Genomic DNA, 23,569 nt, shown 5'->3' on the forward strand with positions numbered 1-23,569 from the left:
GGTTTCATTATGGATCCAATTACTTTAATTATATTTGTCGCAATCGGTGGAGTACTCATCGGTGCTGGTGTACACTTCATTCCTGTAGGAGGAGCTCCTGCAGCAATGGCAACAGCTACTGGTGTAGGTACTGGTACTGCTATGTTAGCAGCTGGTGCTGGTTTAACCGGTCTTATTACTGCTGCTACTATGACAGGTGAACCTTGGTATATTATTGGTATTGGTGGTGCAATCGGTGCAATGATTATGATGGGTATTACCATGCTTATTGCTAACTACATATATGTATATGGTGTAGGTGTTGTACCTGCAGCTGCAAAAGTAGAAGTTGACCCATTCACTGGCCGTAACCAAGAAAAATACAAAACTCCTGGTACTGAAGGTCACGGTGTACCATTCGCATCTTACATTAGTGGTTTAATCGGTGGTCTCTTCGGTGGTTTCGGTGGAGGTATGGTTTACTATGCTATTAATACTGCTGCTACTGAAGGTAATTTTGTAACCGACCCTATCATCACTGTAGGTTTAGCTGCAATTCTTGGTGTAACTGTTTTCTTCATCAACTCTGTAATTGCATCTTACAACATTGGTGGTACTATTGAAGGTTTCACTGATCCTAAGTTTAAAAGAATAGGTACTGGTGCAGTAGCATGTCTTATTGCTTCTATTGTATTAGGAATATTCTGTGTATTATTAACAGGAGGTATCTAAGATGTCTGTCGCTGGAAGTGGAGAAGCTCATGGTGATATTAACTCAGTACATTTACTTATTGTAGGTATCATCGGTGGACTTATCGGAATTTATTTAAGTGGTGTTGAATCAACTATCGGACCTGTAATAGCATGTCTCGGTGCTGTATGTGCTATTGTATGGGGAGCAGATGCTATTCGTAGAGTAGCAAGTTACGGTTTAGGTACTGGTGTACCATCTATTGGTTACATGAGTTTATCTATCGGTGTAATCGGTTCCTTAGCAGGTATTGGTGTTGCTTACACTATTGCAATGGACATTATTGGTCCTATTTTAGCATTAATCTTTGCAATGATTATCGGTCTTATTGTTGCAGTAATCGCTAAAAAAATCGTTGGAATGAAAATCCCAATTATGGAAAGATGTACTGTTGAAATTGCAGGTGCTGCATCCTTATCTATCTTAGCATTTTCCGCAGCTGTAACCGGAACTTATGCTATTGAAGAAATTTTAGCATCTGTTGTTGGTACTGGTTTTATTGCAGTATTCTTCATTATGAATACTATGGCTATCCAACACCCATTCAACGCATGTTTAGGTCCTAACGAAGATCAAGCAAGAACCCTTAAATGTGCATGTTCAACTGCATTCTTAGCTATGGTAATCACTGGTATCTTATCTGTTGTTGCTGGTGGTGAATACGCATGGTTTGCAATTGTAATTATTGGATTAATCGGATGGGTTATTTCATTTAGAAGTTTCGTAAAAGCTTCATTCGAAGCTGCTGCATCTGTAAAATGGGCTGGTCTTTGGCCTAAAGTAGAGGAATAAGGAGGTATAATTATGGTTGAAATGTTACCAATGGTTCAAATTGTACCTGAAATGAATTTAGCTCTTGATCCTGCAAGTGGTATTTTAGGAGCTTCTTTAGGTTCAGGCGTAGTTATATTATCTATGGATGATGTAAACGAAGCAGTCACAAAAATTGAACAAGCAGCTGATGATTTAATAGATTCATTAGATCCTTATACTAGTCCTTCAGGTTCTTACCCAGGTAGGGCAGGATCTTATGTAACTGCAGGTATGTTAACAAACACTGTATACGGATTTATATTAGCAATTATCATCATATTTGCTGCAATGCCTGTTTTAATCGGATTGGGGGTATTATAGATGGCAGATAAAAAGGCACCAGCTGAAGGCTGGCCGGTTATCAGTGGGGACTACATTGTAGGAGACCCAGAAAGTCCAGTTGCTGTAACTACCTTAGCTTCACACATTGAAGGAGAATTATCAGGTGCAGCAATTGCAGGACCATGTAAAACTGAAAACTTAGGAGTAGAAAAAGTAGTTGCAAACATCATTTCAAATCCTAACATTAGATTTTTAATTTTATCTGGTGCTGAAGTACAAGGTCACATTACTGGTCAAAGTATTGTAGCATTACATGAAAATGGATGTGACCCAGAGAAGAAAAGTATTAATGGTGCTGTAGGTGCTATTCCTTTCGTAGAAAACATTCCATTAGACGGAATAGAAAGATTCCAACAACAATTAGAAATTGTAGATATGATTGATGTTGAAGACAGTGGCGCTATTAACGCAAAAATCAGTGAATGTGTAGAAAAAGATCCAGGTGCATTCGAAGAAGAAGCAATGGTTATCTCTGTAGATGATGATGGTGACGATGAGGATTCAGGAGAAGAAATGAGAGTTGTTTCTGCTGAAACCGCTATGATCGAAGCTAGAATGAGAGATATAGACACCAAAATGAAAATGATTGGTGCTGTACAGAAAAACATGGCAGGTAACTATGCAGGTAAAGTTCAAGGTATTATGCTTGGATTAATCTTTACATTAGTAATTGGTGCTTTATTCATATTATTCTAGGGGGATTAAGTTATGGTAAGAATTTCTAATAAACCAAACATGTCAGGTATTAAAAATGTCTCTGATGATATGGAATACGGTTCTAAACTTATTGCTAGAGAAGGAAAACTTTTTGCAGGTTTAATAACTACTAGGGTAAAAGGATTCGCTATTGGAATTTTATTAGCTATTCTTTTAGTAATTATTATACCATTCATTGCAAAAGCATGTGGAGTATAGAGGTGTTATAAATGAGTGAAGATAATTCAATACCTCAAGTAATGGTATCAGCAGACGATTACAACGCTATCATCGCTAAATTAGATGATGCTGAAGAAAAAGTAGATTTTACTGCTGGTGAATACTACCAACGTTTAGGCCAACAAACTGGAAGAGATGTTGGAATTTTATATGGAATGATATTAGGTCTTATAATTTTAGCTGTAATGCTCAAATATAATTTATTACAAGCTATGTTAATGTTATTATAGGATGTACTTAAGGAGGATTTTTAATGTTTAGGTTTGATAAAGAACAAACAGTATACGATATTGCTGGTGTAAAAATTGGGGGACAACCAGGTGAATACCCAACAGTATTAGCAGGAACCATCTTTTATGGTGGACACAACATCATCAATGATGAATTAACTGGTGATTTTGACAAAGATAGAGCAGAAAAATTAATTAAAGATATGGAAGAAATGACTGATGTTACAGGTAATCCATGTATTGTACAAGTATTCGGACAAACTCCAGAAGCTCTTACTAAATACATTGAATTTGTAGGGGATATTTGTGACAAACCTTTCCTTATCGATTCTACTTCTGGTGAAGCTAGAGTAGCTGGTGCACAGTTAGCTGACGAAATTGGATTAACCGAAAGAGCTATTTACAACTCCATTAACATGGCTGCTGAACAATCTGAATTAGATGCAATTGCAGAAACCGATATTTCCGCTTCCATCGTTTTAGGATTCAACCCAATGAACGCTACCATCGATGGTAAAATCGGTATTTGGGATCACGGTGACGGTGCAGTAGACAAAGGTTTACTCGACATCGCAGCTGACTGTGGTATTGACAAATTCTTAATGGATACTGCTGTAACTCCTTTAGGACAAGGTGCAGGTATTGCTGCTAGAGCATCCTTCGCAGAAAAAGCTAAATGGGGATACCCAGTAGGTTCCGGTATTCACAACGTACCTTCCGCATGGGACTGGTTAAGAGACTACAAAAAAGAAAACAAAGAAGCTTTCACTGTATGTGATATTGGAGCAAACATTATCCAAGTTATGTGTGGAGGAGACTTCGTACTCTTTGGACCTATCGAAAACGCAACTATCGCTTTCCCTGCAGTAGCACAAACTGATATGTTTATTGCAGAAGCAGCAAAAGATATGGGAACTGAAGCAGTAGAGTTCCACCCAATGAACAATTTATTATAGATTAGTTTATTTCTAATCTACTTTTTTTACTTTTTTTTCAACTAAAATTTTTTAATAAAACTTATATTATTTTAAAAAGATATTATAAACTAACTTAATTTTTGAGGTTTATTCAATGTCTTTTTTAGATAAAATTTTTAAAAGAGGTCCTAAGCCTATTATAGCTAAATCTCATGAAAGCAAATTGGATGCTTTAAGAGCTCAAAAGGCGGGTCCTGCAAGTCCTGGTGTTGTTAAAAAGCCCGACACTTTTTATGTAACTGCATCTGTTGAACTTGGTAACACTACTACTAAATCTATTGTAACTGCTACTAATTTAAATAATAGTGAATGTTATTTGCTTAATAAAACTGTTAAGATGACAAGGGATATCAGACCACCTAAACCGTCTGAAGAGGTTTTCGGTAAAACTGTTTGGGGTATTGAACTTTCTAAAGAGGCTGTAGCCGAACTAATTAAAGATACTGTTTTGGAATCCCTTAAAAAAGCTAATGTCGATAAGGATGAGGATCTTGATTTTGTTGTAAGATCCACTGGTGTTACTGCTGGTTTTGCAACTGCTGAAGAGGCAGGTAAACTTGTTATTGCTTTGGCTGACGGTTGTTTGGATGCGGGTATTCCTCCAAGAAAGATGTCTCCTGCTATGAGTCCTTCCCAACTGCCTGAAAGACTTAGAAAACATACTCTTTTGGAAAATGTAATGTTTGATGGTGCGGTTGTAAGTGTTGTACCTCCTAAAGGTAAGGAGTCTGTTGCTAACGAAATGGAAGGTGAACTTGTTACTGCAGGTATCAAGTTAGGTGCTAAATGGACTGAAGTTGACTATAGGAATCCTTGTGTAAGTCTTGATTTCGGTTCTACCTTGGCTGGAAGGATTGTTAATGATGATGAGCCTTATGCTAGTACTGTTGGTAACTTTTTAGGTTTGGCAGGTGTTATTTCTGACTCTTTAGCTCGTGGTTCTGGTCAGGTTGACAAAAACGGTGGGGCTGCTCTTGATTTATATTCCGATAAGTTGGTTAAGAAGGCTAACACCAAAAAAGCTAAGGCTAATGCGGAGGAAGCTCATAAGCTTATTGATATCAGAAAAGTTCCTGAAGGTTACTCCCGTTTCGGTACCGTCCCTATTGATGTTGAGGCTGCAAAAGAGGCGGGTAACATTTTGATTGGTTGTGATGTTGGTACTAATGGTGATGGCATACCTGAATTGATGGAATTGGGTCAGCAATTCTATGATGCTGATGGTCTTCCAACCTTGCTTGCTACTATGGATTATGTAAGTGCCAATATAGTTTATCGTGTTTTGGATGTTGCTTTTGAGAATAATGTGATTACTGAAGGTTCTGTTTTAGGGGTTACCGGTAGGGCAGGTATTACTGGACGTAAGCCTGAATTAATTTTAGAATATTCTCAGGATAAATTTAAAGACACAGTATTTGTTGAGGATGGTCTTGCTTTGGGTTCTGCTATTATGGCTCGTTGTATGAATTCCATGGGTACTGTTAAAAACCCTGTTGGTGGACATCAAGGTGGGAAATGTATTCTTAAACAAAGAATGAAAATGCAAGGAAAAATTTAATTTTTCTCTTTTCTTTTTTTGATTTGTATGATTTATGCTATTGTCATGTCTGGAGGTAGAGGGACAAGGCTAAATTCGCCAGTTGAGAAACCTCTTTTTAATTTATGTAACAAACCTTTGATTAAACATACACTTGATAATTTAAACGCATCTAAATATATTGATAAATTATTTATTGCCACCAGTCCAAACACTCCAAAAACTAGGGAATATGTTGAAGGGTTATCTCATGATTTTTTAATATTCGATACTCCAGGAATTAGCTATCTGAATGATTTGAGTTTTATTTTGGAAAGTTTTGAAAAAAATTCCAAAAACGATTCGTTATTGTTTATTAATGCTGATTTGCCATTCATTTCTACGGATTTAATTGATTATACAATCGAAAAATATAATTCAGTTAGCGAAGATGCATTGTCTGTTTTGGTTCCTGTAGAAATTTTCAAAGAATTGGATCTCCCATATTCTTATGAGTTTGAAGGTTTGGTTCCTTCAGGACTAAATATCCTTAGAAGCGAAAACATTGTCCAGGACGAATATAAATTCACAATTCCCAAAAAAGAATTAGCTCTCAATGTAAACACATTAAAGGATGCAAAAATTGCTGAGGAAGTTCATAGAGACTTATAATTAATAAATTTAAATATGATGAAGTTAAGATAAATATAATATTATATTAATCAGGTGATTCTATGGAAAATAAAAAAGTTCCTAAAAGAGAAGAAAAGTTATGGAGTGAAATTAAAAATTATCAAGTAGCTACTAATAATGCTCGTATTTTAGGAGTGTTAGATGAGTTAATCATCAATGAAAAAACTGGTAAAATTGTAGATATTGCTATTAAGGTAGAGCCAGGACGCAATATTCATGTTAAAGGTGCTAAAAGATCAGATGATGTATTGTTAGTTCCTTTTGCTAAAGTAGAAAAAGTTGGAGAATTTATTATAGTCTCCGAATAATTTTTTTTCTTTTTTTTAAAATTTCATTTATTGATAACATTTATTAATGAGAAGTTTATATTTTAATATGGTGATAAATATGTTGCTCGAAATTAAAGATTTAGCTGTTGAAGTAGCAGGTAAACTTGTTCTTAAAGATGTTAATCTTTCCATTGCTGAAGGAGAAACACATGTTCTTTTAGGACCAAATGGAGCTGGAAAAAGTACTTTATTCTTAACAATATTGGGCTTCCCTCAATATAAGGTCGTTAACGGTTCCATTTTCTTTAAAGGAAAGGACATTACAAATTTATCTACTACTGAACGTGTTCAATTAGGTATAGGTGTTAGTTTCCAAACCCCACCTCCAATTAGGGGTGTTACTGTAAGGGATTTAATTAAGATAGAATCTCATCAGGACGTTAACGAACCTTTAAATCCAAGGATGGAAAAATTGGCTAAAAAATTAAAATTTAGCGATGAGTTTTTAGATAGGGATGTTAACTTTGGATTTTCCGGAGGGGAAGTTAAAAGATCAGAAATATTACAACTTTTAGCTCAAATGCCTGATTTTACTATGTTTGACGAACCAGATTCTGGTGTGGATATTGAAAATGTGGAATTGATTGCTGGCGAGATTGGAACTTTATTGGATAAAGGATTAAAACATGATCAAAGAAAAAGAAGCGGTCTATTGATTACTCATTTAGGTTATATCTTAAACTTTGTAACTGCTGACAAGGCTCATGTTTTGATGAATGGTGTAATTGCTTGTTCAGGTAATCCGAAAGAGATTATCGACGATATTAGAGAAAACGGTTTTAAGGGATGTGTTGAGTGTGCGCAATGTTCTTCATGATGCTGAAAAAGCTAAAGATAAAAAGGCTCCTTTGGGAGTGGATGTAACCATCGAAAATTTTACTGATGAAGATATCGATGCTAAAGAGATTTTAGATGATTTAGGTGACTTATCTAAGAAAACTAAGGATTCTCTTTTGAAAGTAGGTGTAGATGCTGAAGAGAATGGAAGGGCAGGTTCATTTATTCAAGTTGACCAAAGTAATATTTTCACTAATAATTCCATATCCAATTCTGTAGAAATCATGAATATTGGTGTAGCTTTAGAGAAATATCACTGGTTAAAAGATTATATGTGGCAAGTCGTTAAGCCTGACGCTGATAAGTATACTGCTAAGACCGCTTTACGTGAAGAAAAGGATGGTGCAAAAAGTGGTTACTTTATTAGATCACTTCCAGGTACCAAAGAGGTTTTCCCGGTTCAGGCATGCATGTTTATCAGTGATGAGGATATTATGCAGACAGCGCATAACATAATCATTGCTGAAGAGAATTCTGAGCTTCATTTGATTACCGGTTGTGCAACTGGTGATGATGTTTCATCAGCTATGCATGTAGGTGTTTCTGAGATGTATCTCAAACCAGGATCTAAAATAACATTTACCATGATTCACAATTGGGCTGAACAGGTTGAAGTTCGTCCTAGAACTGGTGTCAAGTTAGCTGAAAATGCTACTTATTTAAACAATTATATATTGACAAGTCCTGTAAGTACTTTACAATCATATCCTACTGCTTACTGTGATGGTGCTAATTCAAGAGCAATCTTCCAAAGTATTCAAGGGGGTAAAAAGGATTCCATAATTGACGTAGGTTCAAGGGCTATTTTAAATGCTCCTGGAGCTCGTTCAGAGATTATTTCTCGTGCTGTTTCACAGGATGAATCTCAAATTTACTCAAGAGGTCACTTGGCTGGAACAGTTCCTGGAGTAAGGGGACATTTGGAATGTCATGGGTTAGTGCTATCTGATGATAGTTTGATTTATGCGGTTCCTGAATTGGAAGCTAGCTCTGCAAATCTTGAAATGTCTCACGAAGCGGCTGTTGGTAAAATCGATGAAGATGAAATCAATTATTTAACAGCAAGAGGAATTTCCGAAGAGGATGCTGCTTCTATGATTGTAAGAGGATTTTTAAGCATGGATATTACTGGATTGCCTGATGAACTCGCTCAAGAGACACAATCCATGATTGATATGAGTTTAGATGGGATGTAATCCCTTTATTCTTCTTTTTTTCTTTTTTTGTTTTATTACAAACGAATTTTTATAAGCCTCAATGTTTTAGTATATAAACTTTTTGGCTTGGTATTCTAAGTAACCTTTATATTAATTATTCATATAAATAATATACAGTACGTAATGTTATGCTGAGCTAGCTCATTAAGTACATTAAATTTGATTAGGGCATTATGCAAATTTTGTCTTAAAACAACGAATTTAAAAAATTTTTTAAAAAAACAAATTATATTTTGGAAATTTTCAAAATGTAAATTATAGAGGAGGAAAAACTCTATGGCTGATGATATAAAAATTGTAATGTTTTGTTGTAACTGGTGTTCCTATGGAGGAGCGGACACAGCAGGTACTGCACGTATGCAATACCCACCGAATATTAGAGTTATTCGTGTAATGTGTTCTGGAAGAATTGACCCACAATTTATATTGAAAGCATTCCAAGAAGGTGCTGACGGTGTATTTGTAGCTGGATGTCACATGGGTGACTGCCACTACGATGCAGGTAACTATAAATTAGATCGTCGTATGAGATTAGTTTATAAATTAGTTGAAGATATGGGAATCGGTAAAGAAAGAGTCCATCACGACTGGATTTCCGCATCTGAAGGTGAAAAATTCTCTGAAGCTGTTAAAATGATGGTTAACAGAATCAAAGAATTAGGACCTGCACCATTAAAAGGTCAAATCCAAGCTGAAAACTAAATCGGAGGAGTTAATTATGGCAGATAAAGTTAAGATAGGAACTATGTGGTTAGGTGGATGTTCTGGTTGTCACTTATCTATTGCAGATTTCCACGAATCATTATTAGATGTTATGGAATTAGCTGATTTCAAATTCTCACCTGTTCTTATGGATACCAAATATGATGAAGTACCTGAATTAGATATTCTCATTGTAGAAGGTGGAATTAGAAACGATGAAAACAGAGAATTAGCTGAAATGTTAAAAGAAAAAGCTAACATGGTAATCGCTTACGGAACTTGCGCATGTTACGGTGGTATTCCAGGTCTCGGAAACTTATGGACCGTTGAAGAATTAGAACAAGAAGCTTACGTAAACTCAGTTTCCACTGTAAACCCAGAAGGTATTATTCCACACGAAGATGTACCACATCTCGAAAGCAGAGTAAGACCTTTAGATTCTGTAATGGATATCGATTTAATGATTCCAGGTTGCCCACCACGTTCTGATGTTGTTGCTCAAGCAGTATTAGCATTATTAAATGGTGAAACTATTGAATTACCAGCTACCAACCTTTGTGAAGTTTGTCCTAGAGAAAAACCACCTGAAGGTTTAGCTATGGATTTCATTAAAAGACAATTCGAACTCGGAGCTCCTGCACCAGATTTATGTTTAATTAGTCAAGGATTAATCTGTTTGGGTCCTGCTACTGTTTCATTATGTGGAGCAGAATGTCCAAGTATTGCTATCCAATGTAGAGGATGTTACGGACCTACTTCTAAAGTATTAGATCAAGGAGCAAAAATGATTAGTGCAATCGCTTCTGACTACGGTGTAGACGAAGATAAAACTGTCGACCCAGAAGCAGTAGCTGATCAATTAGATGATATTGTAGGTACTTTCTACACTTACACCTTACCTGCAGCTTTAGTACCTGTTAAAATGCAAAAAGGAGGAGAATAATTATGGTAAAACTTACTATGGAACCTGTAACCCGTATTGAAGGACACGCAAAAATTACTGTACACCTCGACGACGCTGGAGAAGTTGTTGACACAAGATTACATGTTATGGAATTCAGAGGATTCGAAAAATTCTTACAAGGTCGTCCTATTGAAGAAATTGCAAGAATCGTTCCTAGAATCTGTGGTATTTGTGATGTACAACACCACTTAGCTGCTGCAAAAGCTGCTGACCAAATCTTCGGATTCAAAGATGATGATATTTTACCTGCAGCATACAAAATGAGAGAAATTATGAACTGGGGTTCATTCATGCACTCTCACGCACTTCACTTCTACTTCTTAGCTGCACCAGATTTCATTATTCCTGACGCAAACAGAACTAACAGAAACGTTTTCCAAATCATCAAAGACCAACCTGACATTGCACTTCAAGCAATTGAAATCAGAAGAAACGGTTTAGAAATGGTTAGAAAAATCGGTGGTCGTCCAATTCACCCAACTTCATCCACCCCTGGTGGTATTTCAACCGAATTAGACGCTGAAACCCAAAAAGATTTATTAAACAGAGCTAAAAGAAACATTGAGTTAGCACAAGCTACCTTAGACTTAGCAGTACCTATTTTAGAAAGTAAAATGGATTTAGTCGAAACCTTAGGTAACTTTGGTGACACCAGACACTGTGGTCTCGTAAACAATGGTGTATGGGATGTTTACAACGGTGACGTAAGAATAAAAGACAAAGATGGTAATATCTACTGCGAATACAACAACTTAGAATACAAAGATGTTGTTGCTGAACACGTAAAACCATACTCCTGGTTAAAATTCCCTTACATTAAAGAATTAGGTTACCCAGAAGGTATCTACAGAGTAGCACCATTATCAAGGATTAACGTTTGTGACAAAATGCCAGATGCTGCACCATTAGCACAAGCTGCATTAGAAGACTTCCGTGACAGATTCGGATATGCTCAAGCTCCATTATTATTCCACTGGGCTAGACTTATCGAATTATTAGCTGCTGCTGAATGTGCTGCTGACACATTAGACCAAGACTTATCTGGTCAAAAATTCCCAGATGAATTAGAAAGAACTGCTGGTGAAGGTGCAGGTATTGTAGAAGCTGCTCGTGGTACTTTAATCCACAACTATAAAACTGATGATCAAGGTTTAGTAACCGAAGCTAACATTGTTGTAGCTACTATCCAAAACAACCCTGCTATGGAAAAAGGTATCCAAAAAGTAGCTAAAGATTACATCAAACCTGGTGTAGAAGTGGATGATAAAATCTTCAATTTAATGGAAATGGTTATTAGAGCTTACGACCCATGTTTATCCTGTGCTACCCACACCATGGATAGTCAAATGAGATTAGCTGAAGTAGAAATTGTAGACAGCGAAGGAAACATCATTAAAAAATTCTAAATAAAGGGGATTAATAATGATTGTATTTAATGAAGATGGATGTATTAAATGTGGAGCATGTCAAGGTACATGTCCAACTTCATCCATCACTGTAACTCCAACTTATATCCAACACTGTGACATGTGTGGAGAAGATCCAAAATGTGCAGAAGTTTGTCCAGAAGGAGCATTAAAAGTAGAAATGTTCACTGTTGATGAAAATGCACTTGACCAACCAAGATTAACTTTCAACTCCTCATTATGTACCAGTTGTGGTAAATGTGAAGAAGTCTGTCCACAAAAAACCTGTGTAGTTGTAGATAACCCAAACATGGAAGTAGAAGGTTTCTGTGTAATGTGTAAACAATGTGTAGAAATCTGTCCTGTTGAAGTTATCGGTATTCCAGGTATTATTGAACCTAAAGATTGCGGTATCGATCTTGAAGGTAAAGGTGTAGTTTACATCGTAAATTGTGTAGGATGTGGAACTTGTGTAGAACCTTGTCCTGTTGATGCAATTACTCTTGATAAAATCGGTGGAACCATCTCTATCGATGAATCAGTATGTATCAAATGTGGTGTATGTTCCCAAACTTGTCCTTGGAACGCTGTATTTATCTCAGAAAAATACCCAATTAAACGTGAAAAAGAAATCATTGACTTTACCTTTGATGCAAGCAGATGTATCGGATGTAACACTTGTGTAGAAGCATGTCCTGGTGACTTCATTAAGAAAGTTTCAGGTAACTTAACTATTGAGCTTCCTTCAATCTGTGCTGCTTGTGGTTTATGTGTAAAGGTATGTCCAACTGATTCTTTAGACTTAGTAGTTGAATGGGGAGAAGCACACCCTGTAAATGCAGAAGGTTTAGGTTATGACCCAGAAAAATGTGAATTTATTGGTGCTTGTGCTAATAAATGTCCAACCGAAGCTATTCGTGTTGTAACCAAAACCGGTATGGCTTGCCCATCTTTAGTACAAACTGATGAAGACCCTTCATTTGTAAACTGTATTAGATGTGGAGCTTGTGCTGCAGTATGTCCTGAAGATGCTTTAGTTGTCGGTTCTATCGAAAAAATGATTGACGGCAAACTCCAACTCAGAGACAGAATCGAGTTCAACCCTTCAAAATGTACTAAATGTGGTGACTGTGTCGTTGCATGTCCATATAACATGATTCATTTAACTGATGATGATAAATTACCAATTAAAGGATTCTGTACTTTATGTGGTCAATGTATCGAAGTATGTCCTGAACACGCATTATATGATAAATAGGTGGATTAATTCCCACCTAAATATTTTTTTTTTAAAAAAAAAGTTTTTTAATTATATTTTATTCATTACTGTTTTTCCATTTACTATTGTTAGTATTGGTTCGCCTTTGTATTTGAAACCGTCAAATGGTGAATATTCTGCTTTTGTTTTGAATTTTTCAATATTTATAGTGCCTTCTCTATTTAGATCGATAGCTGTAAAGTCTGCATCTTTTCCAATAGCTATTTCTCCTTTATTTTCAAGTCCAAATACTTTTGCAGCATTTTCTGATAGGATTTTAGGTATTAATTCTAGTTTTATGTTTCCTTTGTTAACTTCATTCAGCAATAGGGGCACTACTGTTTCAAGATTTGGTATTCCTGGTGATGAATTCCATGTTCCCTGATTCTTTTCTTCAAGTGTGTGTGGGGCATGGTCTGTTCCTATTATTGAATTTTCATCCAGATTTGCTATTTGTATGCTTTTTTCATTTTCCCTTAGTGGAGGATTGGTTTTTACTATTGTACCATATGTATTATATGAATCATTATTCAATAACAAATGGTGTGGTGTAAATTCCGTACTTATGTCTACAAAATTTTTAGCAGTTGTTGCTAAATCTAATGATTTAATTGTACTTAGATGGCAGATATGCAATCTTAAATTATTTCTATACGCAAGGTCTATTGCTTGCTTTACTGAAACGTCCTCGGCAACATCAGGTCTTCCGTAACTGTAGTCAATAGGATTGGTACTGTCTTTTAATTTTTCACTTTCAGCTCTAACAATGGCCTGGTTTTCTGCATGGACTGCAACAAGCCCATTATAATCGCTTCTTACTCTAAGTTCTCCTAAATCATGAAATATTTTTTCCAGCTCCTCATCAGTTTCCAGATCCATGAATATTTTAAATGAAGCAGGTTCAAGTCCGACTATTTTTTCCATTTCTTCATATGTATTCACTCCTGCCTGCAATTTGAAGTTCACGATACTTTTCTTTTCAGCGATAGCTAGCTTATCTTTAAAATCTTTGTATGTATTGGTTTTTGGCAATGTGTTGGGCATATCAATTACGGTTGCAAATCCTCCGTTTGCAGCACTTTCACTGCCTGTTCTAAAATCCTCTTTTTTTGTTAGGCCCGGATCTCTAAAATGCACATGCGGATCGATAAATCCGGGTAGCAAGATATTTCCTTTCAAATCAATTTTTTCTTCTCCATTCAATGGTTGTTTTGAAATTTCAGCTATTTTCCCATTTTCAATGCCTATGTTGCTTTCCCAAGGATGGTTTATCAGTTTTGCATTTTTGATTATCAAATCCATTTTTGACCCTCATTAATTCTTTATTGATGTTATGTCTTTTTTAAAAGAAAAGATTATTTATGCTTAAAATAAATTTTATTTATATGTATTTTAATGATTTTGTAAAATCCATCAATGAAAGGGACATGAGTATTTTTTCAAATGATTTTGAGAACCGAAAAAACGATTGTTTTAAAGAGGGAAATGATAATGTTAAATTGATCGCCGACTTTACTGAATATTCTCCTTTACATAACGGTCATTTTCATTGCATGAATGTTGCAAAGTCACAGTTTCCTGATGCGTTGTTTGTAGCTATTGTGCCGGGTTTATTTGAAAGAAGTGGGAGGGGCCTTCCATATATATTGCCTCGTGAAGTTAGGGCTGAAATAGCAATTTCTGTAGGTGCCGACATTGTTGTTGAAGGCCCTCCCATGGGAATAATGGGTTCAGGCCAATATTCTTTAGCTCTTTCTAAAATGTTCAAAGCCCTGAATACGGATATTATTCCCAGGGGATATAATCCAGTAGATGGCTTTGATAAAATTCTGGAAAGAATAAGTTTAGGTCATGGAATTGCTCCCAAACCCTATAAAATTGTAGATATGGAAACAAAGGAAGTTCTTCTTAAGGACAAGTTGGCTGAAGACAATTATGTCATTGTAAGTTTTTCAAAATCCCTTAGAAAAATAGGATTTGATTTTAAAGATAAGTTTTTATTCGTTGAAAGAATTTCAGGAGTTTCCGGAAGTAAAATTCGAGAAAGTGTTTCAAACAATGATTTTGAATTGGTAAGGGACATGATGCCTGCAGAAACAATAGAAATTCTAAAAAGGGAAATTGACGGCAATAGGGCACCTTTACATGATTTAAGGTATGATGAAAGAATAATTGATAATGCCAACAATTTAAGTTTTGAGCAATTGTCCAATTTAAATTTGTTCAATGATAATTTGGCTCAAAAAATTCTTGATAATCGCCCATTCAACAGCATTGATGAAATATATGATATTTTGGATCAGGGATTTTCAAGATTTTTCAAAACACGTATCCTAAGCGTATTGGAAGCGAATGTCTCCAAAGAAGATATTTCCAGCTATATTGATTATTATCCATCTGTAATCAGGGTACTGGGTTATAAAAACGAGGATGTTTTACAAAAATTCAAAGAGAAAATAAATCATAAAAATGTTGTTTTAGCTAATTTTTAAAAAAAAAGTTTTAAGAGTAAATAGTTCTTATTTACTCATCATAAATTTTATTTGCCTATTAAGTTACTAAAGAATGCGCTTGGGTTTGATAATCCGTAAATCGCATCTAGGAATGTCGGATATGATGAACTTAATAGGAATATATAAACAATGTAGAACACTACAACAATTATTAAAATTATTAATATTATAGTCAAAAGAATGTCTACTGCTCCAATCGGTTCTTTTTGCTTTTCGGTTGGAATATTACGGATTGATCTTGTTGACGGCCTCATTCCAGCATCGTTTGGTCCTTGTCTAATGGATGGTTGTCCATAGTGTTCATTTTGCTGAGGATAATGTTGTCTTGGAGGTATGTAATCTCCTTGAGGGTTGTTGTATGTGACATTATTTATATCTAAGAAACTTTCCCTTTGCAATTCTCCAGGTTGTTGTTGATATGGACTATTTGGAGCATATGGGTCATTTTGAACATATTGTTGTTCATACATGTTTTCAGTGTATTTTGATTTGTCAACAGGTTCATAAATGGTTTCTGCGTATTGTGTTCTTTCAACAGGTTCATATGGATTTTTTGTTAGGGAACCGAAGTTTTCTTCATCTTTGGCCAATTGTTCGCTTAAAGGAATATTTGGCTCGTCAAAGTATAAGTCATCTAGATAACTGTCATAATTTGGTTCGTTATGGTAACCCTGAATTTCAGGAGGTTCATAAGTGTGATCAGGATATATGAATCCGTCGTCGAAGTTGTTTTGTTGCACATTTTCTTGATATGGGTTAATTTGTGTATCTTTTGGTGCATAGTAACTTTCTTCAACCTTTGGATTTATGTCATAAGGATTACTGTTTATAGGTTCATTAAAGTCAAATTGTGTTTGTGGTTCACTATAACTTTGAGAAGCGAATTGTGGTTCGTCATATTGGGAATACATTGATTTCTGACTGTCATTTCCCAAAACATCTTCAAGAATGTTTTCTCTGTTTGGAATCTCTGATTTAAATGAAGGTGCTTGGGGTTCTTCAAAGTAATCATGTTCATTGTTTGCATATGCATTGTCCATTTCCTGTATTGTTTCTGAAATGCTTTGCTCTTTCACAATAGGTTCTGGAGTGCTTTCTTTTTTACTTCCTCCAACAATATTTTCTAAACAATCCTTACAATATGTTTGGCCAGCTAATTCAATACTACATTCGTCACAAATAGATTTTCCACATATATCACATGTTTTTGTACTTTCTCTTCCCGGATGGTTTTGACATTCCATATGTTTCACACTTCTTTTAGTTAATAAACACAAATTTTTATTTTATGATATTTTTAATTTTCAGATTATATATAATTTTTCTTTATAATCGATTTTGTTTCAAATTATATTTGTTTTTGCTGAAAAATCATCAAAAAAATTTAAAAGGACCAATATTAATCATGGCCAAGTTAATACTTTTGGGGATTTTGCTTCTTTAAGCTTATCCTTTACAAGTTGTGGCCAGTTTTCCTTATCGAATCCTTTTTGTGAGATAAATCCGAATACCCATCTTGTAATTCCAAATCCGGTACATCCTGTCCAAATTTTATGACCATGAGCTTCTTTAATTGAAAAACCTTCAATAAAGTGTGTTCCATGGACATTTGCTGAAACAACTGCCACACCTTTTTCCTGACCAGGTATCTTTAATCTCATTTCATATTTTGCAACATCAGGATATTCAATTCCTCTGTCGTCTTGTTTTCTTCCTTCAAGATAGAATGGGTCGTCTCCAATTTCAGTATACCATTCAAGTTCAAGTTCGTTTGCAAGTTCATGTGATAAATCACGGGTTGCATCCCTGATTTTTGTTACTTCCTCTGGACTTCCCATCCATACACATTCTATCCTTTGGAATTCATGAACACGGTCAAGGCCTTTTGCACCTCCACCTTCCCATCTGTAGGTCCATCCGCTTTTATCATAGAACTTGATTGGCAATTCGCTTTCGTCTATGACTTCATGTGAGAAGAATTGGTAGAATGGTTCACATTGAGCAGCTGCATTCACGTAACCTGGATCTTTAAGCCCTTCTTTTAATAAGTCTATAGGGACCTCTTTATTCACTATTAACTCGTTTTTGAATTGGGTAAATGTTTCAGGATCTCTTTTTGGAGCACTTACATAATACATTCCTTCAGGCAATCCTTCAAGATATTTCATTTTTTCCATAACGTTAATCGGGATAAGTTTTGGGAATAAACATTCTTGGAATCCTATTTTTTCAATGACTCTTTCTACAATAATTTCTTCTAAAGCACGTTCAAGGGCGGTTATTTCAGGACCGTAGAACCATTGTCCTTTTCCAGGGAATGGTTTTACCCATCCACGTTTCATTGATTCTTCAGTCATATCCCCTTCGAAATATGTTTCAAATTCTTCACTTTCAGCTATAATTTCTCCAGGAGTTGCATTTAATTTGTATGTGATGTCTAATTCCTCACCATCTTCACCAATTGCAATTTCTTCCTGTTTTTTAGCTACTTGTTTGATGATCCTGTTTACACTTTGTTTTTTAATGATTGATTCATCCAAGTCTTTAATTAAAAAGGATACTGCACCATCTTTTATTTTTATATCTTCTAATTGTGTAAACTGTTTAGCGGAATCTAAATCAAAACTATATTCTCCTTCCCCTATTGGAATTGTAACTTCATATTCATCAATATGGAGTTTTCTTACACCCAAATGATATTTTTTTCCTAACAGTTGGCTCAAAGGATTTTTGATTCTAAGCAATCCGTCGTGAGCTCTAATTTTATAACCTGATTCAATGGTAAGATTTAATTTATCTCCATCAAGTTCCCATTCTGTTATTCTTGCAGCTTCGGATTCATCTGCACTTCCAAGTCCTTTCAAAAGTATTTCGCTATTTGCCTGATTAATAAATTCGCTAATGTCTGATTCAGCGTCTTTAGCATCTTTACTAAATGTCACTGATCCGTTTAATCTAAATTTCATATTTTTGCTCCTTTTTTTTATTTTTCCGTATAAATTAATTATCGTTAGTAGAGACTATTATTTTTTCAACAACAATTTCTGATGCAATCAAATCGTCAACAGTCGATAGAAAGCTGCCAAGTGATTCGCTCGAAATGTTATATGTTATTTCATTTTCATTGTATTCCGATTCAATGAAATTTTTATTGTCGATTTCCAAACTCTTAAATACAGTTTCACAATCTCTCGAGTTGTTGTATCTTAATTTAAGCTCTCCATTAATTTTCATAATATCTCAACATTTAAAAAGTATGTTTTTCAATATATATAATTATTATTTAAATTTAGTATGGATTTATATTATCTTATTATTCTTTTAAAATTAATTTTTTTACTGTTAAATTATGGTAACATTTATTAATAATTAAAATAAAATAATTAAGTATTCTATATATTCATAAATATATAATGTTTACATAGCTAGTAAGGTCACTATTTTAAATAGCTATTTTTCAATCAAACGAGAAGTTTGTGTTATTTATTTATTGTGGAGGAATTGTAATGGTTCGTGCTTATACAAGAAGAGATTATATTAGAAAAATCCCAAATTCAAGAATTGTACAATATGATATGGGTAATTTAAGAGAAGAGTTTCCAGTTGCAGTAAGTTTAGTTGTTAAAAAACCTACTCATCTTAGACACAATTCTTTAGAAGCTGCAAGGATTGCTTCTAACAGATTAATGCAAAGAAAAGCTGGTAGATTAGGTTACCACTTGAAATTAAGAACTTACCCACACCACATTGTAAGAGAAAACCCAATGGCTACCGGTGCAGGAGCAGATAGGGTACAAAGTGGTATGAGAAACGCTTTCGGTAAACCTATTAGTGTTGAAGCTATCTTAAAAGCTGGTCAAAGAGTTATCACTATTGAGATTCAACCTAAAAACTTTGAAGATGCTAAATTAGCATTGAAAAGAGCTTCAATGAAATTCCCAGTTCCTTGTAGAATTGTGGTTGATAGAGGTCAAGAATTACTCAAATAATTCTTCTGACTTTTTTCCTTTTTTTTTTTAACTTTTTTTTCTAATTTTTTCATGTTTGTCTGTTAGTATTAGGTATCTCATTTCATCATTCGGTTGATTGATTTTTGTTAATGCTGTTTTTAAAATTCATAATCTCTAATTTTTACTTAAGATATATTAATTATGAAAAGCAAATATAAGATTATTATATTGGCATTACTTGTCTAAGATGTCAATTTTCAAAATAATTTTTTCAAACCAAGAGGTTATGACATGTATGTTGTAAAATTTGAGGATTTAAATAAATCTGATATTGGAATTGCAGGTGGAAAGGGTGCAAATTTAGGAGAACTCACCCAAGCAGGTATTCCTGTTCCACCAGGCTTTGTAGTAACTGCTGAAACTTATCAAAAGTTCATGGAAGATGGTGGAATTAATGATAAAGTTATGGAAATTTTAGCAGGAATTGATATTAACGATACTAAAGAACTTCAAGCTGCTGCTGAAGAAATCAAGTCTCTTATTATTAAAACTCCTATTCCTGATGAAATAACCACTTTCATTATTGAAGCTTACAATCAGCTCTGCCAAAGAGTTGGTGAAGAAGACACTGATGTGGCTATACGTTCTTCCGCAACTGCTGAAGATTTGCCTGAAGCTTCTTTTGCAGGTCAACAAGATACCTTCTTGCATGTTTCAGGTTATAAGGATGTAATTGAATATGTAAGAAAATGTTGGGCATCATTGTTTGAAGCAAGAGCTATCTTCTACAGGGAAGAAAATGATTTTGAACACTCAAAAGTATATATTGCTGTTGTAGTTCAAAAAATGGCTAACGCTGATAAGGCAGGTGTAATGTTCACTGTAAACCCATCTACCGGTGAGGAAATTGCTTTAATCGAAGGTTCATGGGGACTTGGTGAAGCTGTAGTTTCAGGTGATGTAACTCCTGATAATTATGCAGTTGACAAAAAGAACGATGAAATTGTTAACGTGACCGTTAGTGATAAAAAAGTAATGTACACCAACGATGAAGCAGGAACTAGTGTAAAGGTCGATGTTCCTGAAGAATTAAGAAATGAAAGGGTATTGTCTGATCAAGAACTCATTGAATTAACTGAAATGGGTAAAAGAGTTCAAGCTCATTATGGAGAACCAATGGATACTGAATGGGCATTTGAAAAAGGCATGTTATTCTTATTACAAGCAAGACCAATCACTACTCTCGACAAGGATTCACCTGCAGATGAAGGCTCTGATTCTGTTGTTGATGGTGAAGTAATAATCAAAGGTCTTGGTGCAAGTCCAGGTATTGCTTCTGGGTTAGTAAAAATTATTAGAGATATTGATGAATTAGATAAAGTTAAAGATGGAGACATTATGGTCACTACAATGACCACTCCTGATATGGTTCCAGCTATGAGAAGGGCTGCTGGAATTATTACTGATGAAGGTGGTGTAACCTGTCATGCTTCCATTATTTCTCGTGAATTAGGAATTCCTTGTGTTGTAGGAACTGGTTCAGCTACTTCAACTTTAACTGAAGACGATGGCGTAACCTTAGACGGTAAAAAAGGATTGGTATTTGAAGGTTTAACTGAAACCAAAGAAGAGGCTCCTGTTGCAGCAACCAATGTGGAAGCAGCTCCAATCATCACCGTAACTGAAGTTAAAGCAAATGTAAGTATGCCTGAAGCTGCTGCTAGGGCTGCAGCTACCGGTGCAGATGGTGTTGGTTTACTTAGAACTGAACACATGATGTTGACTAGCGGTATTCACCCTGGAAAATTCGTTGCTGAAGGTAGGGAAGATGAATTGATTGACATTATTGCAGACAATGTTAAAATCGTAGCTGATGCATTCTATCCAAAACCTGTTTGGTATAGGACTCTTGATGCTCCAACCGATGAGTTCATAACTTTAGAAGGTGGAGAGAACGAACCTGAAGAACACAACCCAATGTTAGGTTGGAGAGGTATCAGAAGAGAATTGGACCAACCTGAAATTCTTAAATGCGAATTTAAAGCTATTAAAAAATTATACGATCAAGGATACACAAACCTCGGTATCATGATTCCATTGTCACAAAGTCCTGAAGAGCTTAAAAAAGCAAAAGAGCTTTGTGCTTCTGTAGGTCTCATTCCTCACAAGGATATTGACTTTGGTATGATGGTGGAAATACCTGCTGCTGCTTTAACCATTGAAGATTATATTGCTGTAGGTATTGACTTTGTAAGTTTAGGAACCAACGATTTAACCCAATACACTTTAGCGGTTGATAGAAACAACGAATTCGTTGCTAAACATTATACCGAAGAGCATCCTGCTGTTATGATGCTAATTGAAAGAACAATTAAAAAATGTGTTGAAGCAGGAGTAAAATGTAGTATCTGTGGTCAAGCAGGTAGTGTACCTCGTATTGTTGAAAAACTTGTTGGATATGGAATTACAAGCGTTTCATCTAATGCGGATGCTGTAGCTGAAGTTAGAAAAACTGTAGCTAGAGCTGAGAAAAAATTAATTCTCGATGCTGCTCGTAAGAATCTAAATTAATTTTTTCATCTTTTTTTTATTTTTATTTTTTTCAAAAACTTTTATAAGGTTATTTTATGGAAGAAAAGCCAGTATCAAAAGATATTATTCTAAAAAATTTAGAAGATTTTCAATCTCAGGATTTAAAATATAGTGATGGTAGAATTTTAGGTTCAATGTGTACTGAAGCACATCCTTTTGCAAAAGAAATTTTTTGTAATTTTTTAGATTCAAATTTGGGAGATCCTGGTCTTTTTAAAGGAACTAAACAGATTGAAGATTCTGTTATTAAATCTATTGGTGGATTATTGTCTGCTGATGAAGTTTATGGTAATGTTGTAACTGGCGGTACTGAAGCTAATATAATGGCAATCAGGGCTGCTAGAAATCATGCAAGGAAATATAAGGGAATTAAAAAGGGCGAAATAATAGTTCCTGAATCAGCCCATTTTTCATTTAAAAAAGCCGCAGACATGATGGATCTTAAAATTGTTGAAGCTAAATTGGATGATAATTATAAGATTGACATTGAATCATTGAAAAACTCCATTTCAGATAAGACAGTTGCTATTGTGGCTATTGCCGGAACAACTGAATTGGGGCTTGTGGATCCTATTGATGAAATTTCAAAAATAGCATATGATAACAATATCTATTTTCATGTAGATGCTGCATTCGGTGGTTTTTCAATTCCGTTTTTAAAGGAAATAGGTTATGATTTTCCAGACTTCGATTTTTCACTTCCAGGGGTCTGTTCAATTACTGTTGATCCGCATAAGATGGGTTTGGCACCTATTCCTGCAGGTGGGATTTTGTTTAGAAAAAAAGAATATCTTGAAGTTATGGCTATTGATTCCCCATATCTTACTGTTAAAACACAATCAACCATTGTTGGAACAAGGTTAGGTGCGGCTTCGGCAGCTACCTATGGTATTATGAAATACTTTGGAAAAGAAGGCTATTTGGAACTGATACAAAATTTGATGAGCAACACCATATTCTTCAAGGAAGAGCTTAAAAAAATCGGTTATAATATTGTTGTTGAACCTGAATTGAATATTGTTGCCTTTAATCATCCTACAATCGGAGCTGAAGAGCTTTCTGATTTGCTTGATGAGAGAGGATGGAAAGTTTCAGTAGCTTCTTGTCCTGTAGCTATTCGCATTATTTTAATGAATCATATTAAAAAAAGTCATTTGGAAGAATTATTGGAAGATTTAAAAGATTTATATTAATCTTCTATATCTTCAACATACATAAGTGGATAATTTAATTCTTCAATAAATTCCATTCTAATGGTTGCCTTTACATTACCTACCTTTGTATATATTTTCACATCTAACATGTCGCCATTTAAGGAAGTGTAATCAAATTCAGATAATGCTTCTTCTAATCTTTCAAAGTTTATTTTTACTTCTACATCTTCAATAGCTGGTTGAAGTTTCAAAGAGTTTTTTATAGCTATTTCCAAGCTTTCTTTTGTATTGTTGTTTACAGGAGTTCCAATGAATTGATGGAATAATGCTCCCATACTTATAGCTCCTTCAAATATTGCTCTTTCTCTGGAACTTATATTTGAAAAGTATTCTTTATCAACGTCCATTTT

The 23,569-nt window shown here is 34.9% G+C and carries 25 protein-coding genes; 20 read left to right on the plus strand and 5 right to left on the minus strand.

Annotation, left to right across the window (positions count from 1 at the left end; genetic code table 11):
- Positions 1-9 precede the first annotated feature (9 nt).
- From mtrD to Q4P18_RS01355, 16 genes are all read left to right on the plus strand, one after another.
- Positions 10-711, plus strand: a complete 702-nt coding sequence (gene mtrD / locus Q4P18_RS01280; RefSeq protein ID WP_303334688.1) for a tetrahydromethanopterin S-methyltransferase subunit D — start codon at positions 10-12, stop codon at positions 709-711.
- Between the two features lies 1 nt (position 712).
- Positions 713-1,522, plus strand: a complete 810-nt coding sequence (gene mtrC, locus Q4P18_RS01285; RefSeq protein WP_303334691.1) for a tetrahydromethanopterin S-methyltransferase subunit MtrC — start codon at positions 713-715, stop codon at positions 1,520-1,522.
- A gap of 12 nt (positions 1,523-1,534) precedes the next feature.
- Complete coding sequence (locus tag Q4P18_RS01290) at positions 1,535-1,864, plus strand: tetrahydromethanopterin S-methyltransferase subunit B (RefSeq protein WP_303334693.1); 330 nt, start codon at positions 1,535-1,537, stop codon at positions 1,862-1,864.
- On the plus strand, positions 1,865-2,581 hold the full coding sequence (mtrA, locus tag Q4P18_RS01295; RefSeq protein WP_303334695.1) for a tetrahydromethanopterin S-methyltransferase subunit A: 717 nt from the start codon (positions 1,865-1,867) through the stop codon (positions 2,579-2,581).
- Between the two features lie 12 nt (positions 2,582-2,593).
- Positions 2,594-2,800: a tetrahydromethanopterin S-methyltransferase subunit F gene (locus tag Q4P18_RS01300; protein WP_303334697.1), complete on the plus strand. Its 207-nt coding sequence runs from the start codon at positions 2,594-2,596 to the stop codon at positions 2,798-2,800.
- Positions 2,801-2,811: 11 nt separating this feature from the next.
- Positions 2,812-3,051, plus strand: a complete 240-nt coding sequence (gene mtrG / locus Q4P18_RS01305) for a tetrahydromethanopterin S-methyltransferase subunit MtrG (protein ID WP_303334699.1) — start codon at positions 2,812-2,814, stop codon at positions 3,049-3,051.
- Between the two features lie 23 nt (positions 3,052-3,074).
- Positions 3,075-4,007, plus strand: coding sequence for a tetrahydromethanopterin S-methyltransferase subunit H (gene mtrH, locus Q4P18_RS01310; RefSeq protein ID WP_303334701.1), 933 nt, complete (start codon positions 3,075-3,077; stop codon positions 4,005-4,007).
- 115 nt (positions 4,008-4,122) lie between these two features.
- Entirely contained in the window at positions 4,123-5,586 is a 1,464-nt protein-coding gene (locus tag Q4P18_RS01315; RefSeq protein WP_303334703.1) for a methanogenesis marker 14 protein, read from the plus strand.
- Positions 5,587-5,613: 27 nt separating this feature from the next.
- Positions 5,614-6,216: an NTP transferase domain-containing protein gene (locus Q4P18_RS01320; protein WP_303334705.1), complete on the plus strand. Its 603-nt coding sequence runs from the start codon at positions 5,614-5,616 to the stop codon at positions 6,214-6,216.
- Between the two features lie 62 nt (positions 6,217-6,278).
- Entirely contained in the window at positions 6,279-6,545 is a 267-nt protein-coding gene (locus Q4P18_RS01325; RefSeq protein WP_303334707.1) for a PRC-barrel domain-containing protein, read from the plus strand.
- Between the two features lie 79 nt (positions 6,546-6,624).
- A complete protein-coding gene (locus Q4P18_RS01330) occupies positions 6,625-7,383 on the plus strand; it encodes an ABC transporter ATP-binding protein (protein ID WP_303334709.1) in 759 nt (252 codons plus the stop codon).
- On the plus strand, positions 7,355-8,599 hold the full coding sequence (locus Q4P18_RS01335) for a SufD family Fe-S cluster assembly protein (RefSeq protein ID WP_303334711.1): 1,245 nt from the start codon (positions 7,355-7,357) through the stop codon (positions 8,597-8,599). Before Q4P18_RS01330 ends, Q4P18_RS01335 begins: the two co-directional genes overlap by 29 nt.
- 297 nt (positions 8,600-8,896) lie before the next feature.
- Entirely contained in the window at positions 8,897-9,322 is a 426-nt protein-coding gene (locus tag Q4P18_RS01340) for a hydrogenase iron-sulfur subunit (RefSeq protein ID WP_303334713.1), read from the plus strand.
- A gap of 16 nt (positions 9,323-9,338) precedes the next feature.
- A complete protein-coding gene (locus Q4P18_RS01345; RefSeq protein ID WP_303334715.1) occupies positions 9,339-10,265 on the plus strand; it encodes a F420-nonreducing hydrogenase in 927 nt (308 codons plus the stop codon).
- Positions 10,266-10,267: 2 nt separating this feature from the next.
- Positions 10,268-11,692 carry a Ni/Fe hydrogenase subunit alpha gene (locus tag Q4P18_RS01350; RefSeq protein WP_303334717.1) on the plus strand — a complete coding sequence of 475 codons (1,425 nt, stop codon included), beginning with the start codon at positions 10,268-10,270 and terminating at the stop codon, positions 11,690-11,692.
- A 16-nt stretch (positions 11,693-11,708) separates the two neighbouring features.
- Positions 11,709-12,950, plus strand: coding sequence for a 4Fe-4S binding protein (locus tag Q4P18_RS01355; RefSeq protein ID WP_303334719.1), 1,242 nt, complete (start codon positions 11,709-11,711; stop codon positions 12,948-12,950).
- Between the two features lie 51 nt (positions 12,951-13,001).
- On the opposite strand, the gene Q4P18_RS01360 is transcribed toward Q4P18_RS01355, so the two are convergent.
- The gene (locus Q4P18_RS01360) at positions 13,002-14,252 is read right to left on the minus strand and encodes a dihydroorotase family protein (protein ID WP_303334721.1); all 1,251 of its coding nucleotides are present in this window, start codon (positions 14,250-14,252) and stop codon (positions 13,002-13,004) included.
- A 125-nt stretch (positions 14,253-14,377) separates the two neighbouring features.
- On the opposite strand from Q4P18_RS01360, the gene Q4P18_RS01365 reads away from it, so the two are divergent.
- Entirely contained in the window at positions 14,378-15,442 is a 1,065-nt protein-coding gene (locus Q4P18_RS01365; protein ID WP_303334723.1) for a nucleotidyltransferase family protein, read from the plus strand.
- Positions 15,443-15,489: 47 nt separating this feature from the next.
- Here Q4P18_RS01365 and Q4P18_RS01370 read toward each other — a convergent pair whose 3' ends face one another.
- The 3 genes from Q4P18_RS01370 to Q4P18_RS01380 form a co-directional block, all read right to left on the minus strand.
- Positions 15,490-16,707: a hypothetical protein gene (locus Q4P18_RS01370; RefSeq protein ID WP_303334725.1), complete on the minus strand. Its 1,218-nt coding sequence runs from the start codon at positions 16,705-16,707 to the stop codon at positions 15,490-15,492.
- A 159-nt stretch (positions 16,708-16,866) separates the two neighbouring features.
- Positions 16,867-18,429, minus strand: coding sequence for a serine--tRNA ligase (serS, locus tag Q4P18_RS01375; RefSeq protein WP_303334727.1), 1,563 nt, complete (start codon positions 18,427-18,429; stop codon positions 16,867-16,869).
- 34 nt (positions 18,430-18,463) lie between these two features.
- Positions 18,464-18,697, minus strand: a complete 234-nt coding sequence (locus tag Q4P18_RS01380) for a KEOPS complex subunit Pcc1 (RefSeq protein WP_303334729.1) — start codon at positions 18,695-18,697, stop codon at positions 18,464-18,466.
- A 272-nt stretch (positions 18,698-18,969) separates the two neighbouring features.
- Between Q4P18_RS01380 and rplJ the strand changes: the two genes are divergently transcribed.
- The 3 genes from rplJ to mfnA all read left to right on the plus strand — a co-directional run bounded on the left by rplJ (position 18,970) and on the right by mfnA (position 23,198).
- On the plus strand, positions 18,970-19,452 hold the full coding sequence (rplJ, locus tag Q4P18_RS01385; RefSeq protein WP_303334730.1) for a 50S ribosomal protein L16: 483 nt from the start codon (positions 18,970-18,972) through the stop codon (positions 19,450-19,452).
- A 252-nt stretch (positions 19,453-19,704) separates the two neighbouring features.
- Positions 19,705-21,984, plus strand: coding sequence for a phosphoenolpyruvate synthase (ppsA, locus tag Q4P18_RS01390; protein ID WP_303334731.1), 2,280 nt, complete (start codon positions 19,705-19,707; stop codon positions 21,982-21,984).
- Between the two features lie 56 nt (positions 21,985-22,040).
- Entirely contained in the window at positions 22,041-23,198 is a 1,158-nt protein-coding gene (mfnA, locus tag Q4P18_RS01395; protein WP_303334733.1) for a tyrosine decarboxylase MfnA, read from the plus strand.
- On the opposite strand, the gene Q4P18_RS01400 is transcribed toward mfnA, so the two are convergent.
- Entirely contained in the window at positions 23,195-23,566 is a 372-nt protein-coding gene (locus tag Q4P18_RS01400) for a dihydroneopterin aldolase family protein (protein WP_303334737.1), read from the minus strand. The genes mfnA and Q4P18_RS01400 overlap by 4 nt on opposite strands.
- Positions 23,567-23,569 lie beyond the last annotated feature (3 nt).

It is taken from the genome of Methanobrevibacter sp. (assembly GCF_030539665.1).
In the GTDB taxonomy this organism is placed as follows: domain Archaea; phylum Methanobacteriota; class Methanobacteria; order Methanobacteriales; family Methanobacteriaceae; genus Methanocatella.

Bases quoted from the DNA above. Each gene is read 5' to 3' on its own strand.
- Q4P18_RS01355 (WP_303334719.1), top strand. From the start codon at position 11,709: ATGATTGTATTTAATGAAGATGGATGTATTAAATGTGGAGCATGTCAA.
- Q4P18_RS01320 (WP_303334705.1), top strand. From the start codon at position 5,614: ATGATTTATGCTATTGTCATGTCTGGAGGTAGAGGGACAAGGCTAAAT.
- Q4P18_RS01315 (WP_303334703.1), top strand. From the start codon at position 4,123: ATGTCTTTTTTAGATAAAATTTTTAAAAGAGGTCCTAAGCCTATTATA.
- mtrA (WP_303334695.1), top strand. From the start codon at position 1,865: ATGGCAGATAAAAAGGCACCAGCTGAAGGCTGGCCGGTTATCAGTGGG.
- Q4P18_RS01350 (WP_303334717.1), top strand. From the start codon at position 10,268: ATGGTAAAACTTACTATGGAACCTGTAACCCGTATTGAAGGACACGCA.
- Q4P18_RS01365 (WP_303334723.1), top strand. From the start codon at position 14,378: ATGAGTATTTTTTCAAATGATTTTGAGAACCGAAAAAACGATTGTTTT.
- Q4P18_RS01340 (WP_303334713.1), top strand. From the start codon at position 8,897: ATGGCTGATGATATAAAAATTGTAATGTTTTGTTGTAACTGGTGTTCC.
- mtrG (WP_303334699.1), top strand. From the start codon at position 2,812: ATGAGTGAAGATAATTCAATACCTCAAGTAATGGTATCAGCAGACGAT.
- Q4P18_RS01360 (WP_303334721.1), bottom strand. From the start codon at position 14,252: ATGGATTTGATAATCAAAAATGCAAAACTGATAAACCATCCTTGGGAA.
- rplJ (WP_303334730.1), top strand. From the start codon at position 18,970: ATGGTTCGTGCTTATACAAGAAGAGATTATATTAGAAAAATCCCAAAT.
- Q4P18_RS01345 (WP_303334715.1), top strand. From the start codon at position 9,339: ATGGCAGATAAAGTTAAGATAGGAACTATGTGGTTAGGTGGATGTTCT.
- mfnA (WP_303334733.1), top strand. From the start codon at position 22,041: ATGGAAGAAAAGCCAGTATCAAAAGATATTATTCTAAAAAATTTAGAA.
- mtrC (WP_303334691.1), top strand. From the start codon at position 713: ATGTCTGTCGCTGGAAGTGGAGAAGCTCATGGTGATATTAACTCAGTA.
- Q4P18_RS01300 (WP_303334697.1), top strand. From the start codon at position 2,594: ATGGTAAGAATTTCTAATAAACCAAACATGTCAGGTATTAAAAATGTC.
- Q4P18_RS01380 (WP_303334729.1), bottom strand. From the start codon at position 18,697: ATGAAAATTAATGGAGAGCTTAAATTAAGATACAACAACTCGAGAGAT.
- ppsA (WP_303334731.1), top strand. From the start codon at position 19,705: ATGTATGTTGTAAAATTTGAGGATTTAAATAAATCTGATATTGGAATT.
- serS (WP_303334727.1), bottom strand. From the start codon at position 18,429: ATGAAATTTAGATTAAACGGATCAGTGACATTTAGTAAAGATGCTAAA.
- mtrH (WP_303334701.1), top strand. From the start codon at position 3,075: ATGTTTAGGTTTGATAAAGAACAAACAGTATACGATATTGCTGGTGTA.
- Q4P18_RS01330 (WP_303334709.1), top strand. From the start codon at position 6,625: ATGTTGCTCGAAATTAAAGATTTAGCTGTTGAAGTAGCAGGTAAACTT.
- Q4P18_RS01325 (WP_303334707.1), top strand. From the start codon at position 6,279: ATGGAAAATAAAAAAGTTCCTAAAAGAGAAGAAAAGTTATGGAGTGAA.
- Q4P18_RS01290 (WP_303334693.1), top strand. From the start codon at position 1,535: ATGGTTGAAATGTTACCAATGGTTCAAATTGTACCTGAAATGAATTTA.
- Q4P18_RS01370 (WP_303334725.1), bottom strand. From the start codon at position 16,707: ATGGAATGTCAAAACCATCCGGGAAGAGAAAGTACAAAAACATGTGAT.
- mtrD (WP_303334688.1), top strand. From the start codon at position 10: ATGGATCCAATTACTTTAATTATATTTGTCGCAATCGGTGGAGTACTC.
- Q4P18_RS01400 (WP_303334737.1), bottom strand. From the start codon at position 23,566: ATGGACGTTGATAAAGAATACTTTTCAAATATAAGTTCCAGAGAAAGA.